The 24,220-nt window shown below is 72.6% G+C and carries 14 protein-coding genes; 11 read left to right on the top strand and 3 right to left on the bottom strand.

What is annotated here, in order from left to right:
- Entirely contained in the window at window positions 1-978 is a 978-nt protein-coding gene (locus OG700_RS30880) for a COX15/CtaA family protein (RefSeq protein WP_405619295.1), read from the top strand.
- Window positions 979-1,002: 24 nt separating this feature from the next.
- Here OG700_RS30880 and OG700_RS30875 read toward each other — a convergent pair whose 3' ends face one another.
- The 3 genes from OG700_RS30875 to OG700_RS30865 form a co-directional block, all read right to left on the bottom strand.
- Complete coding sequence (locus OG700_RS30875) at window positions 1,003-2,112, bottom strand: amidohydrolase (protein ID WP_405619293.1); 1,110 nt, start codon at window positions 2,110-2,112, stop codon at window positions 1,003-1,005.
- A 158-nt stretch (window positions 2,113-2,270) separates the two neighbouring features.
- Window positions 2,271-2,642: a hypothetical protein gene (locus OG700_RS30870; RefSeq protein ID WP_405619291.1), complete on the bottom strand. Its 372-nt coding sequence runs from the start codon at window positions 2,640-2,642 to the stop codon at window positions 2,271-2,273.
- A gap of 42 nt (window positions 2,643-2,684) precedes the next feature.
- Window positions 2,685-3,632 (bottom strand): heme o synthase, encoded by a 948-nt coding sequence (locus OG700_RS30865; protein WP_405619289.1) that lies wholly within the window; start codon window positions 3,630-3,632, stop codon window positions 2,685-2,687.
- A 408-nt stretch (window positions 3,633-4,040) separates the two neighbouring features.
- Here OG700_RS30865 and tkt point away from each other — a divergent pair, with 408 nt between their 5' ends.
- From tkt to OG700_RS30815, 10 genes are all read left to right on the top strand, one after another.
- Window positions 4,041-6,119 carry a transketolase gene (gene tkt / locus OG700_RS30860; protein ID WP_405619287.1) on the top strand — a complete coding sequence of 693 codons (2,079 nt, stop codon included), beginning with the start codon at window positions 4,041-4,043 and terminating at the stop codon, window positions 6,117-6,119.
- 34 nt (window positions 6,120-6,153) lie between these two features.
- Entirely contained in the window at window positions 6,154-7,272 is a 1,119-nt protein-coding gene (gene tal, locus OG700_RS30855) for a transaldolase (protein ID WP_405619285.1), read from the top strand.
- A gap of 4 nt (window positions 7,273-7,276) precedes the next feature.
- On the top strand, window positions 7,277-8,809 hold the full coding sequence (zwf, locus tag OG700_RS30850; RefSeq protein WP_405619283.1) for a glucose-6-phosphate dehydrogenase: 1,533 nt from the start codon (window positions 7,277-7,279) through the stop codon (window positions 8,807-8,809).
- Window positions 8,806-9,834: a glucose-6-phosphate dehydrogenase assembly protein OpcA gene (gene opcA / locus OG700_RS30845; RefSeq protein WP_405619281.1), complete on the top strand. Its 1,029-nt coding sequence runs from the start codon at window positions 8,806-8,808 to the stop codon at window positions 9,832-9,834. Before zwf ends, opcA begins: the two co-directional genes overlap by 4 nt.
- Window positions 9,831-10,613 carry a 6-phosphogluconolactonase gene (gene pgl / locus OG700_RS30840; protein WP_405619279.1) on the top strand — a complete coding sequence of 261 codons (783 nt, stop codon included), beginning with the start codon at window positions 9,831-9,833 and terminating at the stop codon, window positions 10,611-10,613. Before opcA ends, pgl begins: the two co-directional genes overlap by 4 nt.
- Window positions 10,614-11,049: 436 nt before the next feature.
- Window positions 11,050-11,916 carry a DUF4132 domain-containing protein gene (locus OG700_RS30835; protein WP_405619277.1) on the top strand — a complete coding sequence of 289 codons (867 nt, stop codon included), beginning with the start codon at window positions 11,050-11,052 and terminating at the stop codon, window positions 11,914-11,916.
- Complete coding sequence (locus OG700_RS30830; protein WP_405619275.1) at window positions 11,913-17,012, top strand: DNA-binding protein; 5,100 nt, start codon at window positions 11,913-11,915, stop codon at window positions 17,010-17,012. The genes OG700_RS30835 and OG700_RS30830 overlap by 4 nt, the downstream gene beginning before the upstream one ends.
- Window positions 17,013-17,163: 151 nt before the next feature.
- A complete protein-coding gene (locus OG700_RS30825; protein ID WP_405619273.1) occupies window positions 17,164-18,342 on the top strand; it encodes an AAA family ATPase in 1,179 nt (392 codons plus the stop codon).
- Window positions 18,343-18,431: 89 nt separating this feature from the next.
- Window positions 18,432-22,196: a vWA domain-containing protein gene (locus OG700_RS30820; protein WP_405622097.1), complete on the top strand. Its 3,765-nt coding sequence runs from the start codon at window positions 18,432-18,434 to the stop codon at window positions 22,194-22,196.
- Window positions 22,193-24,136, top strand: coding sequence for a hypothetical protein (locus tag OG700_RS30815; protein WP_405619271.1), 1,944 nt, complete (start codon window positions 22,193-22,195; stop codon window positions 24,134-24,136). The genes OG700_RS30820 and OG700_RS30815 overlap by 4 nt, the downstream gene beginning before the upstream one ends.
- Window positions 24,137-24,220: the final 84 nt, after the last annotated feature.

The following is a 24,220-nucleotide window of genomic DNA, read 5'->3' as shown; positions in this document are numbered from 1 at the left end:
ATGGTTGCCGTGTGGAACCCCCTCGACTACATCGCCCAGCGCTGGACGCCCTCCCCCCGTATCCTCCGGCGCGCCGCGCTCTCCGCCGTCGTGATGACCGTCGTCATCATCGTCACCGGCGGAGCCGTCCGGCTCACGGGCTCCGGGCTCGGCTGCGACACCTGGCCGAAGTGCACGGACGACAGCCTGTTCGCGACGCCCGAGCAGGGGCTGCACGGCGCGATCGAGTTCGGCAACCGCATGCTGACGTACGTCCTGTCGGCCGCCGTCGGCTGGGCGATCGTCGCGGCCCGGTCGGTCAAGCCCCGGCGGCGCGGCCTCACGCGGCTCTCGTGGAGCATGTTCTGGCTGGTGGTGGTGAACGCCGTCATGGGCGGCATCACGGTCCACATGCAGCTCAACCCCTGGACGGTGGCCGTCCACTTCCTGCTCGCCAATGTCCTGCTCACCCTGACCGTGATCGTCTGGCAGCGCACCCGCGAGGGCGACTCGACGCCCCGGCCGCGCGTCCCGCGCCCCGTACGGAAGCTGTCCTGGGCGCTGGTCGTCACGACGGCCCTCCTGGTCACCCTGGGGACAACCGTGACGGGCTCGGGCAAGCACGCGGGCGACAGCAGCGAGGTGCCGCGCATGCCGTGGGACTGGATCGACGCGGCGCACGTGCACGCGGCGGCGGCGTGGGTGGTCTGCGCGCTGGCGATCGCGATGTGGCTGGTGCTGCGCGTGGTGGACGCCCCGGACGACACCCGCGCACGGGCGCGTGACCTGCTGATCGTCCTGCTCGCGCAGGGCGGTATCGGTTACGTCCAGTTCTTCACGGACGTCCCCGAGTTGCTGGTCGGCGTCCATATGCTCGGCTCCGCGCTGACCTGGATCGCGGTGCTGCGGCTCGCGCTGAGCCTGCGTGGGCGGCCGGTGGCGGACCCGGCGATCCCCGCGCAGGCGGACCCGGCCGACCCGGCGCTGTCCACGGCCTGAGCCGCCCGGCGCCCTGACGGACCGTCAGGACTCGTCCAGGCCGTAGACCCGGCGGGCGTTGCCCGAGGCGATCAGCTCCGCGACGCGCCGCGCGTCGGCGAGCGCCCACGAACCGTCCGTCACCCAGCCGCCGAGCACCCGCGCCAGCGACTGCCCGAAGACCTTGGCTCCCACCACATGCAGTTCGGGCAGCCCGCGGGCGCCGCTGGAGTAGAGCAGCTTCCCGAACGGCGCCAGTTCCAGCACCTGGGCCAGGACGTCCGCCGCCCCGGTGTGCGCGAGGGCCGGGCCCAGATCCACGTAGACGTGCGGGAACGCCCCGGCGAGGCGGGCGGCGTGCCGGTGGTACGGCAGACCGTGCAGCAGCACGAGGTCGGTGCCGAGCCCGGCCGTGGCCGCCGCGAAGCCCGCGATCCCCGCGGCGCCGCCGCCTGAACAGCCGGCCCGGCACCCCTCGCCGCCGCCCGCGTGCAGTTGGAGCGGCAGCCCGGTCGCGACGGCGGTCCACAGCAGATGCCGCAGCAGTACGGGGTCGGTGAGCGTGCCGCCCGCCCGTCGGCGGGCGAGCCAGTGTCCGGCGGCGGCGCGTACCTCGCCGGGACCGGGCGGTTCGGACGCCGGGGCGGAGCCGTGGCGCAGGGCGGCGACGGACACGAAGGCGACGGCCGAGTCGGCCGCCGTGTGCACGGCGTGGGCGAGATTGGCGAGCAGCGCGCCGACGGTGCCCGAGGTGTCGGCCACCTGCTGGGCGAGCAGTTCGAGCCGTACGATCTCGTGGGCCTCGGCGGCGCCGGCCGCCGCGAGCTCCTCGGGGCCGGTCAGATCGCCGGGCAGCCCGGTGTCGACCAGATAGGTGGTGATGCCGGTGCCCCGCAGCAGCCGCCGCCCGGCCTCCAGGACGCCGAGCTCCCGGCGCCGGGCGAGATAGCCGGCGGGTGAGGTGTGCGGCTGAAGTCCGAGGAGCGGCGGGCACCAGCGCCGTACGGCGAATCCGGTCTGGGTGTCGAAGAAGGTGGTACCCGCGGCGGGCGGCCCCCCGGTCCCGCCGAGCTGGGCCTCGAAGGTGCCGAGGCCCAGCTCCGTACGGAGGACGCCGTGGCAGTTCTGGTCCACCAGAGTCGTTGTCTCGATCATGGGGCTTCCCGTCGTGGACCGTATCCCTACAGTCCTAACGGGCAAGGCGCGCGGGAGTGTTGGCCGCCCCGCACATCGAGCCCGTCCGGCGATCGGGGACACGACACGCGGCCCGTCCGGCGATCGCCCGCGAGGACGAACCGGCCACCGGACAGGATCTAACCGTCGGTGGGGCCGCCGAGCTGGATGCCGGCCATGCGCGTCCACTCGTACGGGCCGGTGCGGACCTTCGCCGCGAACTCGCCGTCGAAGGACTCGTGCACCGTGATCCCGGCCTTCTCGACGGCCTTCAGCGCCACGTCGTGCGAGGGCGCGACCAGATCGCCCCAGTCGCCGTCCCGCGCCACGAGCACGATGCGGGTGCCCGCCTGGCCCAGATAAGCGAGTTGGCCCTCGGCCGCGCCACCGTGCCGCCGTGCGAACTCACCGATCTGCTTGGCCAGTCGGGCCGCGCGCCGTTCGTCGCGTACGGCCTGCCGGCTCGTACGCGCGCCGTCGCCGGTCTGCTCGTCAACCTCGGTCTCTGCCATGGCCGACATGCTACCGACGGGTAGCCGCTCTGGCGAAGGGGTCTAGCGAAGGAAGGGGTCCACCGCGACGGCCACGAAGAGCAGCGACACATAGGTGATCGACCAGTGGAACAGCCGCATCTCCTTGAGCTTGCCGCCCGTCGCACCGGACTTGGCGCGCGACTGGAGGCCGTGCGCCTCCCAGAGCCACCAGCCGCCGGCCACCAGCGCCACCGACGTGTAGAACCAGCCGGTGTAGCCGAGCGGCGTCAGCAGCAGCGACACCGCCACCATCACCCAGCTGTAGAGCACGATCTGGCGGGCCACGGTCTGGTTCGACGCGACGACGGGGAGCATGGGCACGCCCACCCGCGCGTAGTCCTCGCGCACCTTCATCGACAGCGGCCAGTAGTGCGGCGGCGTCCAGAAGAACATGACGAGGAAGAGGATGACGGCGGCCCAGGACAGCGAGTTGGTGACGGCCGACCAGCCGATGAAGACCGGCATGCAGCCGGCGATGCCGCCCCAGACGATGTTCTGGGAGGTGCGCCGCTTGAGGATCATCGTGTAGACGACGACGTAGAACAGGAGCGCGCCCAGGGCGAGCGCCGCCGACAGCCAGTTGACCAGCAGGCCGAACCAGAGCGTCGAGATCACGGCCAGGGAGAGCCCGAAGACGAGCCCTTCGCGGGGCGACACCATTCCGGTGATCAGCGGGCGCTGCGACGTACGGTCCATCAATGCGTCGATGTCGCGGTCGATGTACATGTTCAGCGCGTTGGCGCCGCCGGCGGACAGATAACCGCCGAGACAGGTGACGAGCACCAGCCACAAGTCCGGTACGCCCTGCTCGGCGAGGAACATCACCGGGACGGTGGTGATGAGCAGCAGCTCGATGATCCGTGGTTTCGTCAGTGCCACGAACGCTTTGACGCGGGCTCCGAACGGCCGATGGCCCCCCGGGCTCGGAGTCAGGACGACCCCTGCGGGTCGGGACTCGACGGCCGTCACGCACACCCCAGACAGAGAAATCCCAGCAAGCTCCGGGCGTGAAGGCCCGGTAAAGGCTTGCGCGTACCACGCCACTCTAGACGTTGCCCAGATGCCGTTCTTCGCGGGGGTGGGCTCGTGTTGACACCTGGTCGGGGGCCTCCGGAGACGTACTCGACATCCGCCCGGCACCCCGACGACGTCTCTTCTTTACGGAGGACTTCACGAGGGACTTCACGAGGGACTTCACGAGGGACTTCACGGACGGCTTCACAGACGACTTGACGGGCAACCGCACGGGCGCCGGTGTCTCTTCTTCGCTATTTGGACGGGAATGGTCGCGCGGCGCCACGAGGGTAGGCTCGGCAGCGAACCGGTGCGCCCTCAGACACCGGGATTCGACATGCTGGAGAGGAGCCCTGACTCAGGGTGAGCACCAAGCCGACCACCACAGACCTCGAAGAGTGGACCGACCTGGACCGCAAGGCGGTCGACACCGTCCGCGTCCTGGCCATGGATGCCGTACAGAAGGTCGGCAACGGCCATCCCGGTACGGCGATGAGCCTGGCCCCCGCGGCCTACGTGCTCTTCCAGAAGCTGATGCGGCACGACCCGGCCGACGCGCAGTGGACCGGACGCGACCGGTTCGTACTCTCCGCGGGCCACTCGTCGCTGACGCTCTACATCCAGCTGTACCTCGCGGGTTACGGCCTGGAGCTGGACGACCTGAAGGCGTTCCGCACCTGGGGGTCGAAGACCCCGGGCCACCCGGAGTACGGCCACACGGTCGGCGTCGAGACCACCACCGGGCCGCTCGGCCAGGGTGTCGCCAACGGTGTGGGCATGGCGATGGCCTCCCGCTACGAGCGTGGTCTCTACGACCCGGACGCGGCCCCGGGCACCTCTCCCTTCGACCACACCATCTGGGTGATCGCGGGTGACGGCTGCCTCCAGGAGGGTGTCTCCGGCGAGGCGTCGTCACTGGCCGGCCACCAGAAGCTCGGCAATCTCGTCCTGCTCTGGGACGACAACCACATCTCCATCGAGGGCGACACCGAGACGGCCGTCTCCGAGGACACCCTCAAGCGCTACGAGGCGTACGGCTGGCACGTGCAACGCGTCGAGCAGCTGGCCAACGGCGACCTCGACCCGGCGGGTCTGGCGCGCGCCCTGAAGGCCGCGCAGGACGAGACCGAGCGCCCCTCGTTCATCGCCGCCCGCTCGATCATCGCCTGGCCCGCCCCGCACGCGCAGAACACCGAGGCCGCGCACGGCTCGGCGCTGGGTGACGAGGAGGTGGCCGCGACCAAGCGGGTGCTGGGCTTCGACCCCGAGCAGACCTTCGAGGTCGCCGACGAGGTGCTGGCGCACACGCGTGAGGCGCTCGACCGGGGCCGTGAGACGCGCGCCGAGTGGGAGAAGGTCTTCGCCGCGTGGCGTACGGCCAACCCGGAGCGCGCCGCGACGTTCGACCGTGTCCGCGCGGGCGAGCTGCCCCAGGGCTGGGAGCAGAAGCTGCCGGTCTTCGAGACCGGCAAGGGTGTCGCGACCCGTGCCGCGTCCGGCAAGGTGCTCCAGGCGCTCGGCGCGGTCATTCCCGAGCTGTGGGGCGGCTCCGCCGACCTCGCGGGATCCAACAACACCACGATCGACAAGACGTCGTCGTTCCTCCCGGCGGACAATCCGCTGCCGGAGGCCGACCCGTACGGCCGCACGGTGCACTACGGCATCCGTGAGCACGCCATGGGTTCGACGATGAACGGCATCGCGCTGCACGGCAACACCCGTATCTACGGCGGCACTTTCCTGGTGTTCTCCGACTACATGCGCCCGGCCGTGCGGCTCGCGGCGCTGATGCGGGTGCCCGTCACATACGTCTGGACGCACGACTCGGTCGGTCTCGGCGAGGACGGTCCGACGCACCAGCCCGTCGAGCACCTGGCCGTACTGCGGGCCATCCCGGGTCTCAACATCGTGCGTCCCGCCGACGCCAACGAGACGGCGATCGCCTGGCGCGAGATCCTCAAGCGGCACGCCAAGGGCGCCCCGCACGGCCTGGCGCTCACCCGTCAGGGTGTGCCGACGTACGAGGCCAACGAGGGTGCGGCCAAGGGTGGTTACGTCCTGTTCGAGGCCGAGGGCGGCGAGCCCCAGGTGGTGCTGATCGGTACGGGCTCCGAGGTGCAGCTGGCCGTCGAGGCGCGCGAGCGGCTGCAGGCCGAGGGCATCGCGACGCGTGTGGTGTCGATGCCGTCGGTCGAGTGGTTCGAGGAGCAGGACCAGGCGTACCGGGACAGTGTCCTGCCGCCCTCCGTGAAGGCGCGGGTGGCGGTCGAGGCCGGTATCGGGCTCACCTGGCACCGTTTCGTGGGCGAGGCCGGCCGCATCGTCTCGCTGGAGCACTTCGGCGCTTCGGCCGACGGCAAGGTCCTCTTCGAGGAGTTCGGTTTCACCGCGGACGCGGTCGCGTCCGCGGCTCGGGAATCTCTCGCCGCCGTGGCGCGCTGACGCAGGTATACGACAAGTAGGAGATGCAACTCTCATGACAGACGCACTCAAGCGCCTCTCCGACGAAGGCGTCGCGATCTGGCTCGACGACCTGTCGCGCAAGCGCATCACATCCGGCAACCTCGCCGAACTGATGGACCAGCAGCACGTCGTGGGCGTGACGACCAATCCCTCGATCTTCCAGAAGGCGATCTCCGGAGGTGACGGTTACGAGGCACAGCTCACCGATCTCGCGACGCGTGGGGTGACCGTCGAGGAAGCCGTCCGCATGATCACGACGGCGGACGTCCGTGACGCCGCGGACGTCCTGCGGCCGGTCTTCGACGAGACGCAGGGCCAGGACGGCCGAGTCTCCATCGAGGTGGACCCCCGGCTGGCGCACAAGACGGCGGCGACCGTCGCCGAGGCCAAGCAGCTGGCCTGGCTGGTGGACCGCCCGAACACGTTCATCAAGATCCCGGCCACCAGGGCGGGGCTCCCCGCGATCACCGAGACGATCGCCCGGGGCATCAGTGTCAATGTGACGCTGATCTTCTCGCTGGCGCGCTACCGCGAGGTCATGGACGCCTATCAGTCGGGTCTGGAGAAGGCGAAGGCCGCGGGCCTCGACCTTTCGAAGATCTACTCGGTGGCGTCCTTCTTCGTGTCCCGCGTGGACACCGAGATCGACGCGCGGCTCGACGCGCTGGGCACGGACGAGGCGAAGGCCGCACGCGGCAAGGCCGCCGTCGCGAACGCCCGGCTGGCCTACGAGGCGTACGAAGAAGTCTTCGGCGCCGACCGCTGGGCGGCCCTGGACCGTGTCCAGGCCAACAAGCAGCGTCCGCTGTGGGCCTCGACGGGCGTCAAGGACCCCGCGTACCGGGACACGATGTATGTGGACGACCTGGTCGCCCCGCACACGGTGAACACGATGCCCGAGGCCACGCTGGAGGCGGTCGCCGAGCACGGAGCGGTCACCGGTGACACCGTGAAGGGTACGTACGACCAGGCGCGCGCCGCTCTCGAAGCCATCGAGAAGCTGGGCATCTCCTACGACGACGTCGTCCAGGTGCTGGAGGACGAGGGCGTCGAGAAGTTCGAGAAGGCCTGGACCGACCTGCTCAAGTCGACCGAGGCGGAACTGAAGCGCCTCGCCCCTTCGGAGGACTGAACCCTTGACCGCAACCCACGGAGCGAATCCGCTTCGTGACGCCGCGGACCGACGGCTCCCGCGTATCGCGGGGCCGTCGGGCCTGGTCATCTTTGGCGTCACGGGCGATTTGTCCCGTAAGAAGTTGATGCCGGCCGTGTATGACCTCGCCAACCGCGGCCTGCTGCCGCCGGGCTTCTCGCTCGTCGGGTACGCCCGGCGCGAGTGGCAGGACGAGGATTTCGCGCAGGAGGTCCACGACGCCGTCAAGGCGCACGCCCGTACGCCGTTCCGGGAGGAGGTCTGGCAGCAGCTCATCCAGGGGATGCGCTTCGTCCAGGGCGACTTCGACGACGACCAGGCCTTCGAGAACCTGAAGGCCACGATCGAGGATCTCGACAAGGAGCAGGGCACGGGCGGCAACTTCGCCTTCTACCTGTCCGTACCGCCGAAGTTCTTCCCCAAGGTCGTCAAGCAGCTGAAGAAGCACGGGCTGGCCGACCAGAAGGAGGGCTCCTGGCGGCGCGCCGTCATCGAGAAGCCGTTCGGCCACGACCTGACCTCCGCCCAGGAGCTCAACAAGGTCGTGCACGAGGTCTTCCCGTCCAACGAGGTCTTCCGGATCGACCACTACCTGGGCAAGGAGACCGTCCAGAACATTCTGGCGCTGCGCTTCGCGAACACCCTCTTCGAGCCGATCTGGAACCGGTCGTACGTCGACCATGTCCAGATCACCATGGCCGAGGACATCGGCATCGGCGGCCGGGCCGGCTACTACGACGGCATCGGCGCCGCGCGTGACGTCATCCAGAACCACCTGCTCCAGCTCCTCGCGCTGACCGCCATGGAGGAGCCCGCCTCCTTCGACGCGGACGCGCTGGCCGCCGAGAAGACCAAGGTGCTCGGTGCCGTACGGCTGCCGCGCGAGCTGGGCAAGGACACCGTGCGCGGGCAGTACGCGGCGGGCTGGCAGGGCGGCGAGAAGGCCGTCGGGTATCTCCAGGAAGACGGTATCGACCCCAAGTCGAAGACCGACACCTACGCCGCGGTGAAGGTGGAGATCGACAACCGCCGCTGGGCGGGCGTCCCGTTCTATCTGCGTACCGGCAAGCGGCTCGGCCGCCGGGTCACCGAGATCGCGGTCGTCTTCCAGCGCGCCCCGCACTCACCCTTCGACCACACGGCCACCGAGGAGCTGGGGCAGAACGCCCTGGTCATCCGGGTCCAGCCGGACGAGGGCGTGACCATGCGGTTCGGTTCGAAGGTGCCGGGCACGGCGATGGAGGTGCGGGACGTCTCGATGGACTTCGCCTACGGCGAGTCCTTCACGGAGTCCAGCCCCGAGGCGTACGAGCGGCTGCTGCTCGACGTGCTGCTCGGCGACTCCAACCTCTTCCCCCGTACGGAGGAGGTCGAGCTGTCCTGGAAGATCCTCGACCCGATCGAGCAGTACTGGGACAAGCACGGCAAGCCCGCGCAGTACGAGTCCGGGACCTGGGGTCCGGTCGAGGCGGACGAAATGCTCGCACGACACGGACGGAGCTGGCGTCGGCCATGAAGATCGACCTTACGGACACCACGTCCAGCAAGATCAACAAGGCGCTCGTCGAGGGGCGCCGGGCGATCGGCACCCCGGCCGTCGGCATGGTCCTCACCCTGGTCCTGGTGACCGACGAGGAGAACGCGTACGACGCGCTCAAGGCCGCCAACGAGGCGTCCCGCGAGCACCCGTCGCGCAAGCTGGTCGTCGTCAAGCGGGTCTCCCGCTCGGCACGCGACCGGGCCAAGGCGCGGCTCGACGCCGAGGTGCGGGTGGGTGTGGAGGCCGGCACCGGCGAGACGGTCGTCCTGCGGCTGTACGGCGAGGTCATCGACCACGCCCAGTCGGTCGTCCTGCCGCTGCTGCTGCCCGACGCGCCCGTCGTGGTCTGGTGGGCGGCCAACGCGCCGGACAACCCCGCGAAGGACCCGCTGGGCACGCTGGCCCAGCGCCGGGTGACGGACACCTACGCCGCCGAGAACCCGATCGAGGAGCTGAAGGCCCGCGCCGCCGTCTACACGCCCGGCGACACGGACCTCGCGTGGAGCCGGATCACCCCGTGGCGCTCGATGCTGGCCGCCGCGCTGGACCAGGTCGACTGCAAGGTCACCTCGGTCCGGGTGGAGGGCGAGGAGCTGAACGCGAGCTGCGAGCTGCTCGGCATGTGGCTCGCCGAGCGCCTGCACGTCCCGGTCACCCGCTCGGTCTCGGCGGGACCCGGCCTCACGTCCGTCCGGATGGAGACCGACTGCGGGCCGATCGAACTGCGCCGTACGGACGGCTCGCTGGCGACGCTGGCCATCGACGGCCAGCCGGACCGGGCGGTGGCGCTCAACCGGCGGGAGACCTCGGAGCTGATCGCCGAGGAGCTGCGCAGGCTGGACCCGGACGACACGTACGCGGCGACACTGCGGTTCGGCGTGGACCGGCTGGAGCCGGTACCGCCCGAGACGTCCGGCGACAGCGCTCCGGCCCCGGCGGCGAAGAAGGCGGCTCCCGCGCGCACCTCGGCCGCCGCAGCCAAGAAGGCGGCGTCGAAGTGAGTGTTCCGCAACTCGTCGTGCACCGTGACAAGGAGCTGATGGCACAGGCCGCGGCGGCCCGGCTGATCACGAAGATCGTGGACGCCCAGGCCGCGCGTGGCTCCGCGTCGATCGTCCTGACCGGCGGGCGCAACGGCAACGGCCTGCTGGCCGCGCTGTCCGAGGCGCCCGCCCGGGACGCGGTGGACTGGACCCGGCTCGACCTCTGGTGGGGCGACGAGCGGTTCCTGCCCGGTGGCGACCCGGAGCGCAACGACACACAGGCCAGGGCCGCGCTGCTCGACTCGGTGCCGGTGGACCCCGCGCGGGTGCACCCGATGCCGGCGCCGGACGGCGCGTACGGCTCCGACATCGAGGCGGCGGCAGCCGCGTACGCGACCGAACTGGCCGCGGCGGCACGGCCGGAGGACCACGCGCGGGTCCCGTCCTTCGACGTGCTGATGCTCGGCGTGGGGCCGGACACGCACGTCGCCTCGCTCTTCCCCGAGCTGCCGGGCGTCCGGGAGACCGAGCGCACGGTGGTCGCTGTGCACGGCGCGCCGAAGCCGCCGCCGCTGCGGATCTCGCTGACGCTGCCGGCGATCCGGGCGGCGCACGAGGTGTGGCTGCTGGCGGCGGGCGAGGACAAGGCGGAGGCCGCGGAGATCGCACTCAGCGGTGCCGGCGAGATCCAGGCACCGGCGGCGGGCGCGTACGGGCGGGCGCGGACACTGTGGCTGCTGGACGAGCCGGCGGCGTCGAAGCTGCCGCGGGCGCTGTACGCGAGGGCTTCGGCCTGAACGTGAAGTCCTCGCCGTGCCGGGCGTCTTCAGCATCGCCGGCGTTCCAGGCGCGGGGTCCGGGCAACTTCAGCCTCGCCGGCGTTTGAGGCGCGGGGTCCGGGGCGGAGCCCCGAAAAGCAGCCCGCCCGGCGTGTGAGGGCACGGCCGCAGGCCGTACGGGGTCCGGGGCTGAGCCCCACGCGGCGGAGCCGCATATCGATACTGCCGGGAAGGGGCGGGGAGGGGAACAGGCCCGCCGCAGGCGCCCCACGTCACTGCCGCAACGGCCCGGTTCGTCCACACGAACCGGGCCGCCGTGCGTCCCACCCCCACCCCACACACCCTGACCCGACGGACTGTCAGTGCCCCCCGGTAGCGTTCCTCCCCTACCGCAGTGCGGGGTCGATTCCCCTGCGGGATTCATGCTGCGTGAACGGGGAGAGGTGCGTGCTCAATGGGCTGGCTGTCGGCGGGCGACGGTTACGAAGTCGCTTTGGTGGAAGGCCGGGTGGCCGCGAGGTCCACATCGGGGCGAGCGGCGGGGCGGCAGTTGAAGACGCTGCCCAAAGGAGTGAAGACACACCCCGAGGTGGACCGGCTGCGCAAGCTCGCCGAATGGCTGGACCGGCACGCGACGGAGTGCGTGGAGCGGGTGGACAACTGGATGGTGTCGTCCCTGCCCGTTCCCACCGGGCTGCTCGCCCGGGTGTGGCCCGACGAGGCGTGGCAGGCGGGGCTGCGCGACATGGTCGTCATGGGCGAGAGCCCGGACGAGGTGGGTTTCCTGAGGGGCGCCACCGACTCGGGTGAGCTGCGGCTGGTCGATCCGGACGGCGAGACCGTACGGCTGTCACCGACGACGGTGACGCTGCCGCACCCGGTTCTGCTGCCCGATCTGGACGATCTGCGGGAGTTCGCCGCCGAGTTGGGCCTGCGTCAGGGGGTGGAGCAGATCCACCGGGCCACCTGGCACAAGCCGGCGGACCTCGCCGAAAAGGCGTCCTCGGTGTCGGACTTCGCGGGCGGCACGTACGACTCGCGGTTCGGTCTGGCGGCGCGGGCGACCTCACTCGGCTACCGGGTGACGGGCGGCTACGCCACCTGCCGGATACGGGAGACCGCGACGCTCACCGAGGCGTCGGTTTGGATCGGGGAGCCGTACTGGGACGGGGAGTCCGAGACCGGCGACCTGTCCTGGAGCGTGCTCGACGGACGCTCGCTGCGACTGCGGGAGGTCGGACCGGTCGCCTGGTCCGAGGGGATGCGCATGGCCGCGGCGCTGTACGCCGGCCGCACGGTCAGTGAGGGGGAGAACGCGTGAGTGACACGGGGGCAGCGGTGCGGGCGCAGACAGCGGCACAGGCGGGGACGGCGGAGGCCGGGGCGCGGGCGGGGACAGGAGTGCGGGCCACGGCCGAGCAGTTGCTGCGGGCCGGAGCGGTGCTGCCGCCCGGTACGGGCGACGCCGGCGAGCGGGCGGTCGCGCTGACCACCCGCGCCTACCGGCATCCGGGGCTCGACGACCGGGTGGTGGTGCGGCTGGTGGCCGGGGAGCTGGGAGCGGCGGAGGATCTGGCCGCCGGCTTTCTCGGTCTGGAGCCGGACGGCGAGCCGGCCGAGGTCGGGCTGGCGCTGCGGCAGTCGCTGGGCTTCCCGGAGTGGGTGCTGGTGCACCACCCGGAGGACGGCCGTCAGGCACTCGGCCTCATGCCGGAGCTGGAGAAGGTCGCCCGGCAGGCGAAGACCAAACCGAAGGTGGCGCTGGCCTCGTACCAGCAGATCGCGGCCCGGCTGGCCGACTCCGTACCGCACTTCCTGCCGACCTTCTTCGAGCGGGCCGGTCGGGTCTTCCTGGAGGTGGAGAATCCGGGGTTCGCGGCGCAGATGTTCCTGCGGGCCCGCGACGCCGAGGGGCTGCACGGGCTGGCGGTCGACGAGGAGCGGCTGCACGCGGTGTTCCTGGAGTTCGCGCTGGCCGGGGCGCTGCCGGTGAAGGCGCTGTCCGGGCACGCGAAGGGGCTCGCGGCCCGGGTGCCCGCCGACGAGGCGTACCGCCGGTTCCGTGAGGTGTGTGTCCGCCGTACGGCCGCCGGGTTCGAGCCGTCGATCCAGATGTCCACCGATCTGCGCAGGCTGGCGAAGGCCACCGGGGCGGACGTGTCGGTGGCGGAGGGCGTGTATCTGACCGAGCTGCTCGCCCTCCCGGCCACCCGGCGTGCGACGCCCGGCTGGTGGAAGGCGCAGCACTCCGCGCTTGTCGCGCTGGCCCGGCGGGAGCCCTCGGCCTGCGGGACTCTGCTGAATCTGCTGCCCGCGGACGACGAATGCGCCGAGTTCTGGCTGGAGTTGCTTGAGGAGTGCGGGGCCACCGCGGGGCTCTGCGACGCCACGCTGCCGGCCGAGCGGCGGCCCGAGGACGGTACGGTCGGCTGGTATCTGCGATTCGCGAAGTACCGCGACTCGTACCGGACGGCCTGCCGGATGCCGGCGCTGCTCTCACTCGTGGAGCGGATGGCCGGACAACTGCGCGTGGAACTGGCCGCAGTTGATGCCGAGTCCGACGAAGCGGTGTCTGCTGTACCCGTCCCGTACGACGACGTGGACCTGCTCGACCTGCTGCTGTCCCTGGACGTGCCGGTCGCGGATCCCAAGAGTGAGCGCTGGCCGTCCCGGCTGCGTCTGGACACGTGGGCCGAGCCCGACGCGGACCGCCGCGATCTGCTCGCGCTGGCGGCGGACGAGCGCTTCCGGCCCGCGTTCGGGGCGGGGGCGGACCATCTCGGCGGCGAGATCGAGCCCTACCGGCTGCTGGCCGACTCCCCCGGTGGGCGCCTGATGCTCACGGAGTGGATGAGGACGACCGCGCGGGCGTTCTCCGTCGACGCGCTGCCCTGCCTGCCCGACGGTCTGCGCCTGCTGCGCCGGATTCCCGGTGTGGCGCTGGCCCTCGCCGAGGAGGAGGTACGGGCCGCCGCCGCCACCGATCTGACGCCTCTGCTGGTCCGGACGCTGCGCGCGGGGATCTTCGACGAACTGGGCTGGCCCGCCTGGGAGGAGGCGATCGCGGCACTGGCTCCGAAGGACAAGGACCGGGGCGGGATCGTCCTCGCCGACGCCTGGCCCCATCTGATCGTGGCGGGCGCCTCGCAGGCGCGGGTCCTCGACGCCGAAGGCGCCGTACTGACACACGACTTGCGCATCCCCGACGGGGATCTCGGCTATTGGCACCACCCTGGATTCCACTACGTCGACGGGCAGTTGCTCGTCCACTGGCGGTCGGGGTCCGACGGCGGCCAGATGCACGGCTACTGGCACACGGCCGCCGACCGCGCGGGGCCTCTCGCGGGCGCCGACCATGTCCATGGCATCCAGGCCGACCGGCTCAACAGAAGTCTGGGGGCGTTCACCCTGCCCAGGCCGGGCGGCGGGCGGTTCACAGGCGGCGGTGTGCTGTACGCCGGGGACACGGCGCTGCCCGCCGTCGAGGCGACGGTGCACTCGGACGGGACGCGGTACTGGAAGGGGACCGAGGACGCCGAAGGAGTCCCGCGTCTGCGTGAGCTGGACCCCGAGTCGGGGAAGGCCCACGCTGTCGGTCGGCCCGCCTTCTTCGCCGAGGCGACGCGCGACGCGCCGGAGGGCAGCACCTTCGCCGGAGGCGTGCTGCTGCCCGCTCCGTCGACCGCGACCGGTCCGGGCGCGCATCCCGTGGACGGGCTGCTGGGCTGGCGGGTGGTGCGGCTGCCCGATGGCTCGCACCGCTGCGAGGACCTGGCCGGGCACACCATCACGCTGCCCCGACGTTCCGGTTGGCCGACCCGCACGCTGCTGTTCCCCGGCGACGACCGGCCCCGAGGCGTCGGTTATCAGGACTCCGAGATCAGGCTGGTCGACCCGGAGGGCGTGGTGACGGCGTACGCCAAGGTGAACGGCGCGCCGGGGGAGTTCGCGGCAGGCACCACGCTGCTGCCGCCGGAGAACTACTGGCACTGTCTCAGGGCCAGGGACCCCCGGGGCTCCGAGGCGCTGCGCGACATCGACCGGGACACGGCGGCGGCGCTGCTGTCGGCCGCGGTCGCGCAGGCCGAGAAGGCGAAAGAGCGGGCGGGAACGGGGACGGAGCCGCAGCCGGACGTACTTCCGTCCCTGGTGAGCGAGTTGCTGCCCTCGGTCAGCCATGACGCGCTGGTGGCCGGCATCGCCGGGGTGGTGCGGTTCGCCGCCGGGCAGCAGGCCGAGCTGGACGCGATGGTGGTACGCCTTGAGGAGAAGGCGGTGGTCGAGCGGCCGAAGGCGGAGGCTGTCGGCCCATCGAACGGACTGCTCGAAGAGGCTCTCGACGGACTCGCGGACGGCTGCTCGCTGTCGTCGTACCACAGCGGCGGCACGCGTAGCGCTTTCGGTCAACTCAGCGCGCTGGGTGAGCTGTTGGGGAGCTCCATCGAGCCCGAGGAAGCTGTGCGTGTCCACCTCGACGGGCCGCCGCTGCCTGGGGACAGGACCGACTGGGAAAAGCTCCTCGGCTCCGCGGCCGTGGTGGCCTATCGGGCCGCCGCGGTGACCACGGAGCAGGAGCACCGCGCGGCGCTGAATGAGCTGCTGGTGGAGTTGAACACGCTCGGCCTCACCACGGCCGAGGGCACCGACCGCTGGCGTGTCTGCCTGCTCCTCCTCGACGAGAGCGAGCTCCAGAACCCGGACGGCACGACGCGGGCGGGCAACTGGTCGGGGGTGCTTCCGCTGGCCGGCGGCGCTTTCCTCGCCTTCATCCGCGCGGGGTACTGGGAGGGGTCCCGTCGGGAGTTCACCGCGCTGTTCCACGATCCGGCGGGTCGTTTCGAGGTTCCCGCGCCGTACGGCGTGAAGTCCGCGCCTCGGGAGATCGGCGCCGGGCGTGGGCGGGAGGGTGACTGGTTCGGGGCCTTCCGCGCGGAGCTGGCGGAGCGCGGGCCCGCGCCGTGGTTCCCCGCCGCCGCCGAGGAGTTCGCCCGGCTGACCGGGGTGACAGCGTCCATGGCCGCGCTGGTCGTGGCCGGTCTGCCCCGGGTGAGGACGTACGTGCAGGACTTCCTGCCCGCGGACGTGCGGAACACGCTCGGGCTGAAGACCCCGAACGCCGCTGTGGCCAGGGACGAACTGCGCCGTGTGGACGTGGGCCTGCGGCGGGCCGTGGTGGCGGCGCTGCTGCCCGCGGAGCCCGCCCGGCTGTGGACGGTGGGACCCGATGTGGCCACGGCCGCCGAGGTCTGGAACGGCGCACTGGGACGGCGGACCCCCGTCCCCGAAGAGCTGCTGCCGCTCGTGGCGAAAGCGGTCCGGGCCGTGCGGTCCGACTGGACACCGGAACAGACCCTGCGGGCGCTCCTCGACCCGGCCGGCGAACCGCGGCTGACGACCGACGCCGCCTGGCGGGTCCACCGAGACAGCGTCGCTCCCGTCGACACCGACACCCCCGTGTTCGACACGGACACGCTGAAGTCGCTGACCGCGACCGCCGCGTGGCTGGCCCACCAGCTCCCGGCCGGCCACCCGGTCCGGGACCTGCTGCCGGGCCCGCTCGGCGCCGTCCGGGAACGGCTGGCCAACCCGGAGCTGATGCTCCGCCTGGGCGGGTATGTGAGCCTGCCCGAGTTCCGCGCGGCGGCCGGCGCCCCCACCGAGACCGGCGACGGCTGGGAACGCTACGGCGCGGTGCTCATGGGCACGTACGACAATCGGCCGTATCCCGCCATCCGCCCGGCGCTGCTGGACGAGGCCGGCGACGACCCCTATCTGCCGGTCCTGCGAGGCATCGGCGACGGCTACGCCAAGCATCTCGACGCCCAGATGCTGTATCCCGTCGAGGTGTGCCTGCGCGTGGCCCACGATCCGCGCTTCGCGGCGCTCCTCGGCGACCCGGGCGACCCGGTGGCCGGCGAGCGGGACAAGGACGGCACCTGGTACCCGCAGGACCCCTCCCGCTCCGTCCCCGACCTGGTCGTGGAGGTCGCCAAGGAGCACGGCATCGGTGAGGACGCCTCCGTGCTCTACCTGATGCTGCTGGCGATGCCCGATCCGACCGACACCAACATCGCCAAGTGGACGGGCTGGAAGCGGCGGCGCGGCGGAGCCGCCCGTATCGAAGCGGCACGCGACGAACTGGCCGCCACCGACCTGGTCGTCAAAGCCACCCGCACCGGAGCCAGGCGCTCACTCTTCCTGCCGGGCCCCTGGACGGCCATGAATTCGGCGGCGCTTGCGCTGGAGCGGTGGAAGCTGCCGCTGTTCGCCCTCATCAGCTCGGGTAGCGCACCGCTGGACGTGATCGCACCCACGGAGCCGGTGGCCGACCTCTACCGCCGGGCCTGGCAGCGGATCAAGGAAGGCGACGCTCCTCGCTTCGACGAGCTCAAGACCCGTCGGGGCGGCCGGGGTTGACCCTAGGTACGGCGTGGGCGGGGTGCCGGTCACCCCGCCCACGCCGACCGACCGGCCCCGCACCAGCTTCACCCCACCGAAACCGAACCCCACGCGGAACGCGGTGCCGTGCCGCGCGCCGCGCCCCGGCACCGAGCAAGGACTACAGAGCATGACGACCCTGACAGACACCCCGACAGACAGCGGGGAGACCGCCCCCGCGCCCCGGCAGTCGCTGCCGGCCGAGGAGCGGTACGCCACCGAACTCGCCTTTCTCGCCGCGTACGACGACGGCCCCCGCCCGCCCAACTGGGCGCTGACCCCACGCGCGGTGGTGACCTTCATCTGCGGCAGCGGCGGCGAAGCCCTGCGGCTGGCGGGGACCCACGCCGGGCTGCCCGCCCGGCTGGCCATCACCCCCAAGTTCATCGGCGAACGCGCCCTGGTGGAACGGTGCGTGGTCACCCTCGTCGGCGACCGCGGTCTGCTGCTCGTCGGCGAGCCGGGCACCGCGAAGTCGATGCTCTCCGAGCTGCTGAGCGCCGCCGTCAGCGGCACCAGCGCCCTCACCGTGCAGGGCACCGCCGGCACCACCGAGGACGCCTTCCGCTACGGCTGGAACTACGCGCTGCTGCTCGCCCAGGGCCCCACACCGCAGGCGCTGGTCGCCTCACCGGTGCTCACGGCCATGCGGACCGGCCGGGTCGCCCGGATCGAGGAGATCACCCGCTGTCTGCCGGAGGTGCAGGACGCGCTCGTGTCGATCCTGTCCGACCGGCGGCTGAGTGTGCCCGAACTCGCGGGCACGGATGACGCGCAGGCCGCGGCCGTCCCCGGCTTCAGCGTGATCGCGACGGCCAACCTCCGGGACCGGGGCGTCTCGGAGATGTCGGCCGCGCTCAAGCGGCGCTTCAACTTCGAGACGATCCATCCCATCGCCGACGCGGACGCGGAGACCGCGCTCGTACGGGGCCAGGCCACGGCGACCGTTGAGCGCGCGGGCACGGCGTACGCGGTGGACGACGCCGTACTGGACGTGCTGGTGACGGTCTTCCGCGATCTGCGCAACGGTCGCTCGGCCGAGGGCTGGGACGTGGAGCGGCCGGGCACGGTGATGTCCACCGCCGAGGCCGTGCAGGTCGCCGCCTCGCTCGGGGTGGCGGCGGCCTATCTGCCCGCCGGGGACCTGCTCGACCTGGTGCCCGGTCATCTGCTCGGCGTGGTCCTCAAGGACGACCAGGCCGACCACGGGCGGCTGTTGGGCTACTGGGACGGTCCGGTACGGCGCCGCGCCGAGGACGGCGCCGAGATGTGGCGCCGCCTCTGGGACCTCCGGGAGAACCTGCGTTGAGCGGCGCCCCGGCGGTGGACACCACCGCACACGACACCACCGCACACGACAGTGGCGGACACGGCTCCGGCGGCGACCCCCGCGACGCGGTGGACACACTCGCGGGCTGCGTGGCGCCGTATCTGCTGGGGGTACGGCACCACAGCCCCGCGCTGGCCGCCGCACTGCCCGCGTTGCTGGACGCCTCGGGAGCCGACGTGGTCTGCGTCGAGTTGCCGGCCGACTTCCAGCCGTGGCTGACCCACCTCGCCGACCCGGGCACCCTGGCGCCGGTCGCGCTCGCGGGCGCCGATCCGGACGGGCGGCTCGGCTTCTACCCGTTCGCCGACTTCTCACCGGAGCTCGTGGCCGTCCGCTGGGCCAGGGACCACGGCGTCGAAGTGCGCTGCTGCGACCTGCCGTTGTCGGATCCGGGCTGGACAGCGACGGGGGCGGACGCCGGCCCGCCCACCGGTTCGGACGCCGGTCCTGACGCAGGGCCGGACCGGGAGCTGCCCGGACCGGCCTTCGCCGCCGCACTGGGCTCGTCCGGCACCGGCCGCGACGGCGACGACCTGTGGGACCGGACGGTCGAGGTCCGCGCCCCCGGCTGCCCGCCGGAGGCCGTACGCCGCGCCGCGCTCGGCGTGGGCTGGGCGCTGCGCCGCGACGCGTCGGCACGGAGTGGGGTGGCCTCCTCCGACCTCGCCCGGGAGGAGCACATGCGCCGCGTGATCGCCGAGGCGTCGGGCGGCACCCGCCGGGTGGCGGCGGTCGTCGGCGCCTTCCACGCACCGGCACTCGTAACGCCGGGCACGGAGCCGGGAGTCGGGACCGGCGCGGCCGGCGCTCACGACGCGGCCGGCGCGGCCGAAGGAGCGGACGGAGCCGGTACCTCGCCCGTCACCTCTCTCGTGCCGTACACCTTCCCCCTGCTCGACTCCCGCTCCGGCTACCCCGCCGGGATCCGGGATCCGCGCTGGCAGCAGGCCGTCTTCGCGGCCGGTGGGGTGCCCGAGCGGGTACGTGACGCCGCCGCCACCGCCATCACCGGGCTGTGCCGGGCGATGCGGTCCGCCGGCCACACCGCCGGCACCGGCGAGGCCGTCGAGACCCTGCGGCTCGCCGACGACCTCGCGCGGCTGAGGTCGCTGCCCGCACCGGGACGCGGCGAGCTGCTTGAAGCCGTCACCACCGTCCTCGGCCAGGGCGAACCACTGGGCCGGGGCCGGGCCCTGGCGCGGGCCCTCGAAACGATCCTGGTGGGCACCGACCGGGGCCGCGTCGCGCCCGGCACACCACGCTCCGGGCTCGGCCCGGCCGTCGAGGCCGAACTCGCCGCGCTGCGGCTCCCGGGCCCGGAGAACCCCGAATCCCGCGAGGTACGTCTCGACCCGCTCCGGTCGGAGCTGGACGGGCGCCGCGAAGTCCTGCTGAACCGCCTCGATGTCTGCGACGTCGGCTACTGCACCTCCGGTGAGGTGGCTCGTACGGGCGACTCCGCCGGTCTGAGCACCCGGTGGCAGGCGTCGTGGACACCGATGGTCCCGGCCCGGCTCGATCTGACGGGTGTACGCGGTGTCACCGCGGCCGTCGCCGCGGCCGGAAAGCTGCGCGAGACCGCGCACGCGCAGTACGCGGAGGGCGGACCCACCGCCGCTCAGATGCTCACCGGGCTGCGCGACGCGGCGCGGTGCGATCTGCCGGAGCTGGTCGCCGGCCGCCTCGCCGAGGCCGCCGAGGCGCTGCCGTCGTCGGCCGCCCTGCCCGAACTCCTCGACGCCCTGGACCTGTTGCACTCCCTGCGGCAGGGACACCTGCCGGGCACCACCGCGGACACCCGGCGTATGGCCTCCGACCTCGCCGTGGTCCTGCTGGAGGCCGCCGTACGCGGACTCCCCGGTCTCGCGGGCAGTGACGACCCGCAGGACGCCGTCGCTCTGGTCGCTCTCGCCACCCGAGCCGGCGAGCACCGCCTCGGTCTGCGGATGGACGACGCGCTGAGCACACTCGCGACGACCGGTTCACCGGTCATCCAGGGAGCCGCGGCGGCGACCCGCGTCCTGCTCGACCTCGACGCGCCGCAGGCCATGGGCGACCGGGTCGCGAGCTGGATCGACGGGGCCACCGGCCCGGACGAACGGCGCCGCCTCTCCGGGCTGCTCACCGGCCTGCTGACGGCCGCCGGACCGCTCCTCCAATCCGCCGAGGCCGCGCTCACGCCGCTTCTGGATCGGATCGACGCCCTCCCCGACCAGGACTTTCTCCACCGGCTTCCGGCGCTGCGCGGTGGGTTCGACGTCCTCACGCCCGCCGACCGGGGCCGGCTGCTGCGTACGGTCACCGAACGGCTCGGCGACCGCCCCGACCTGACGCTGAGCGCGCCACCGGAACTGGTCGCCCTGTGGACGGCGGCGGACGCCGCCGGCCTCGCCGCGCTGACCGCGCTGGAGTTGCCGGAGGTGTCTTCGGTCGGGCCTGGACCCGGCAGTGATCCGGAACCCGGTTCGCGGAGTGCGGCGACCAGCACGCGTACAAGCCGCCCCCTGGACGACTCCGGGCGCCCAGGGCGTGTTGCGGAAGTCCCGCCTGGCCGACGACGCCCGGCACGCACACTCGCCGCGTTGTCGGACTCGCCAAAGTACGGCCGGGCCATCCACACCGCCGATCCTCCGCCTTGCGATCGCACGCACCAGACGCCGTCGGCCCCGACCTCCGGGCGGACGGCGCCACTTTCGCAACACGCCCTCGCACCCGCCGACCGCTGGCGACTGCTCCTGGGCCGGGAGAGGGACCAACTCCCGGACAGCGCCCGCCGTTACGCGTACGCGCTGGACGAGCTGTACGGCACCGGGCGCGGCGAAGGCTCCGCCGACATCGCGGACGGGCCGCCCGGCGCGGCGGGCGACGGCGGTGGTCAGGGCAAGTCCTTCCCCACCGCCCGCGAATGGGCGAAGGAACTCGACGCCCTGTTCGCGACGGACGTCCGCGAGGAAGTCCTCGCCAGGGCGGCGGACGCCGGTCGTACGGAGGTCATCGCCGAACTCGACCCCGCGTACGTCAGACCGTCGATCGAACTGCTGACATCCGTCCTCTCGCTGGCCGGAGGTATGCCCGAGCAGCAACTCGCACAACTGCGGCCACTCGTACGCCGGCTGGTCGACGAGCTCGCGCGGGAGCTCGCCACCCGGCTCCGCCCCACCCTCACCGGGCTCGCGAACCCCCGGCCGACCCGCCGCCCCGGCGGCAGGCTCGATCTGCCCCGCACCCTGCGGGCCAACCTGGCCCATACGCGCCGCCTCGACGACGGGCGTACCGTCGTCGTCCCGGAGCGTCCGGTGTTCAGCACCCGCACGAGCCGCGAGTCGGACTGGCGGCTGATCCTCGTGGTCGACGTGTCCGGATCGATGGAGGCATCGGTCATCTGGTCCGCGCTGACCGCCGCCGTCCTGGGCGGTGTCCCCACCCTCTCCACCCACTTCCTCACCTTCTCCACCGAGGTGATCGACCTGACGGACCGGGTCAGCGATCCGCTGTCGCTGCTCCTTGAGGTACGCGTCGGCGGCGGCACGCACATCGCCGCGGGACTCGCCCACGCCCGTTCCCTGGTGACCGTGCCGACCCGCACCCTCGTCGTGGTCGTCAGCGACTTCGAGGAGGGCTACGGGGCGGGCGGGCTGCTCGGCGAGGTGCGTGCACTCGCCGCGTCCGGCGTCCACCTCATGGGCTGCGCGGCCCTGGACGACACCGGCGCACCGCGCTACTCGGTGCCTGTCGCGCGGCAACTCGTGGCAGCCGGCATGCCGGTCGCCGCCCTCAGCCCTCTCGCCCTCGCCCGCTGGGTGGGCGACCGTCTCCGCGGGGAGAACCGATGACATCGCCCGACCGGACCGTCCCCCTGCCCCCGGTCGCCGGGGAGGTGGTCGCCGGCGCCGTGGAAGGTCTGACCGCCCGGCTGCTCAAGAAGCTCGACGGGGCGATCGAGCGGTACGCCGCCGTACCGGCGACCACGGCCGCCCCCGACGGTGGGGACGACGGCGGCATCAGTGTGAGATGCGGCGAGGACGCGGTGGTCACCCTCTCCCCCGGCCCGTCCGGCACGGTCACCGACCCTGACCAGGCGCACTGCACCTGCCTGCTGGCGCCGCGCTGTCTGCACCGGGCGGCCGTCCTCGGGGCGTGCCCGGTGGCCGACCCGGAAAGCGCGCCCGAACCGGCCACCGAAGCCGTAGCCGTAGCCGTAGCCGTAGCCGTAGCGGAATCCGAACCCGCCGCAGCCGGACCGGGCTCCGAAGCCGCCGCCGAAGCCGAACCCGAGGCACCCGAGCCCGTCACACCCGTCGTCCCTCTCAGCCCCGCCCGCGTCACTGCCGCGTCCGGACTGTGGTCCGCCGCCACGGCCGTGCTCGCGGCCGGTGTGCCCGCCGCAGGCGCGATGGCGCAGGCGGAGCTGTTGCGCGCCGCCCACACCGCCCGGCTGGCCGGACTGCACCGGGCCGAGGCCGCCGCCCTGCGCGTGGTGCGCGGCCTGCGCGAAGCCCGCGTGGGCCATGCGGGCCACCGGCTGACCGACCTGGTCGCGGCGCTGCGTGAACTGCTCCTCACCACCGGCCTGTTGGCGGCGGGCAACAGCGCCCCCGCACTGATCGGCACCGCCCGCCGCGGCTACCGGCCGGGGGGTGCGCTGCGCGTCTACGGCGTCTGCCGGGAGCCCGTGATCAGCGCCACCGGGTACGGCGGTGTGGTCACCCATCTGGTCAGCGACGACAACCGCTGGTTCTCCGTGGCCGACGTCAGGCCCGGCGGTTCGGCACGCGCACGAGGCGCGGCGACGGCCCCGGTCACTGTCGGTGCGACGGTCCTCGACCACTTCCAGCTGTCCCGAGGCGGCCTGTTGATCAACGGCGCGACGATCTCCCCCGACGGCCGGCTCGGCTCCGGCAAGGGTGTCAGGTCCAGCCCGGTGGCCGGGCTGCCCTGGTCGTCCGGACCGACTGCCGCCCTGTTCGCCCGCCGCCCTGCCGAGACCGTGGCCGAGAGGTTCTCCACCGAGCCCGGCCCGGCAGCGGAGCCGACCGCGCGGATCAGCGAACCGATCGGCTGCGATCTGGTGATCACCGGCGCCGTGGGCGATCAGCTGCTCGCCCGCGAACTGCCGCACCCGGACGCCGATATGCCGACCGGGCCACTGATCCGTCTGATGGCCGCCCACCCGCACCCGGACCTCGCGCACACGGCCAATCTGCGGCAACTCGCCGGCCGCCCCGGCCTCCGGGTCCGCGTGGTGGGACGGATCGACCCCGAGCGGGCCGCCACCCTGCGTCCGCTGGCTGTCGGACCGGTACCGGGCACCGAGGCGACCCTGCGCCTGCCCGCGAAGTGGCTGGACCGTGCCGACCTGGGCTACGACCGGCTTCAGGGGGCGCATCTCCCGCCGCCCGACGTCTGCCCTCCGACCGCGCCCGAGCACACCGGGCCCGACATGCTGGCCGACTCCCCCGTCTGGCGCGTACGCCGCCTGACCGAACTCGCCGTGACCGGCGGGCGCCGGGCGGTCGCCGAGTCGGCCCGTAACGGCGGCTCGCGCGGGGACGCCGCCGCGCTCGGGGCCACCGGGTTCCACACCGCCGCCGAGCTGACCGGCGCTCTCAGCTTCGAGGCGGACCGCCGTACCCGCGACACCTTCGGCCGGATCCGCGACGACGAAACGGACCGCTACGCGTCGGCCTGGCTCGCCGCGTCCTTCCATCTCACCAGCACGGAAAGGGAGTTGGTCCGGGCGAGCTGGGCGACATCCGGCCTCGGCGGGGTCTGAGGCGCGGGGTCCGGGGCGGAACCCCGGCTGAGGGAAGGGGCAGGTCGAGTCGAGTCGGGTCGGGCCGGGTCGGGGAAACCGTCC

It is taken from the genome of Streptomyces sp. NBC_01508 (genome assembly GCF_045040315.1).
Lineage (GTDB): Bacteria > Actinomycetota > Actinomycetes > Streptomycetales > Streptomycetaceae > Streptomyces.
The sequence above is the reverse complement of the archived record's forward strand: the minus strand, read 5'-3'. Positions and strand labels throughout refer to the sequence as shown.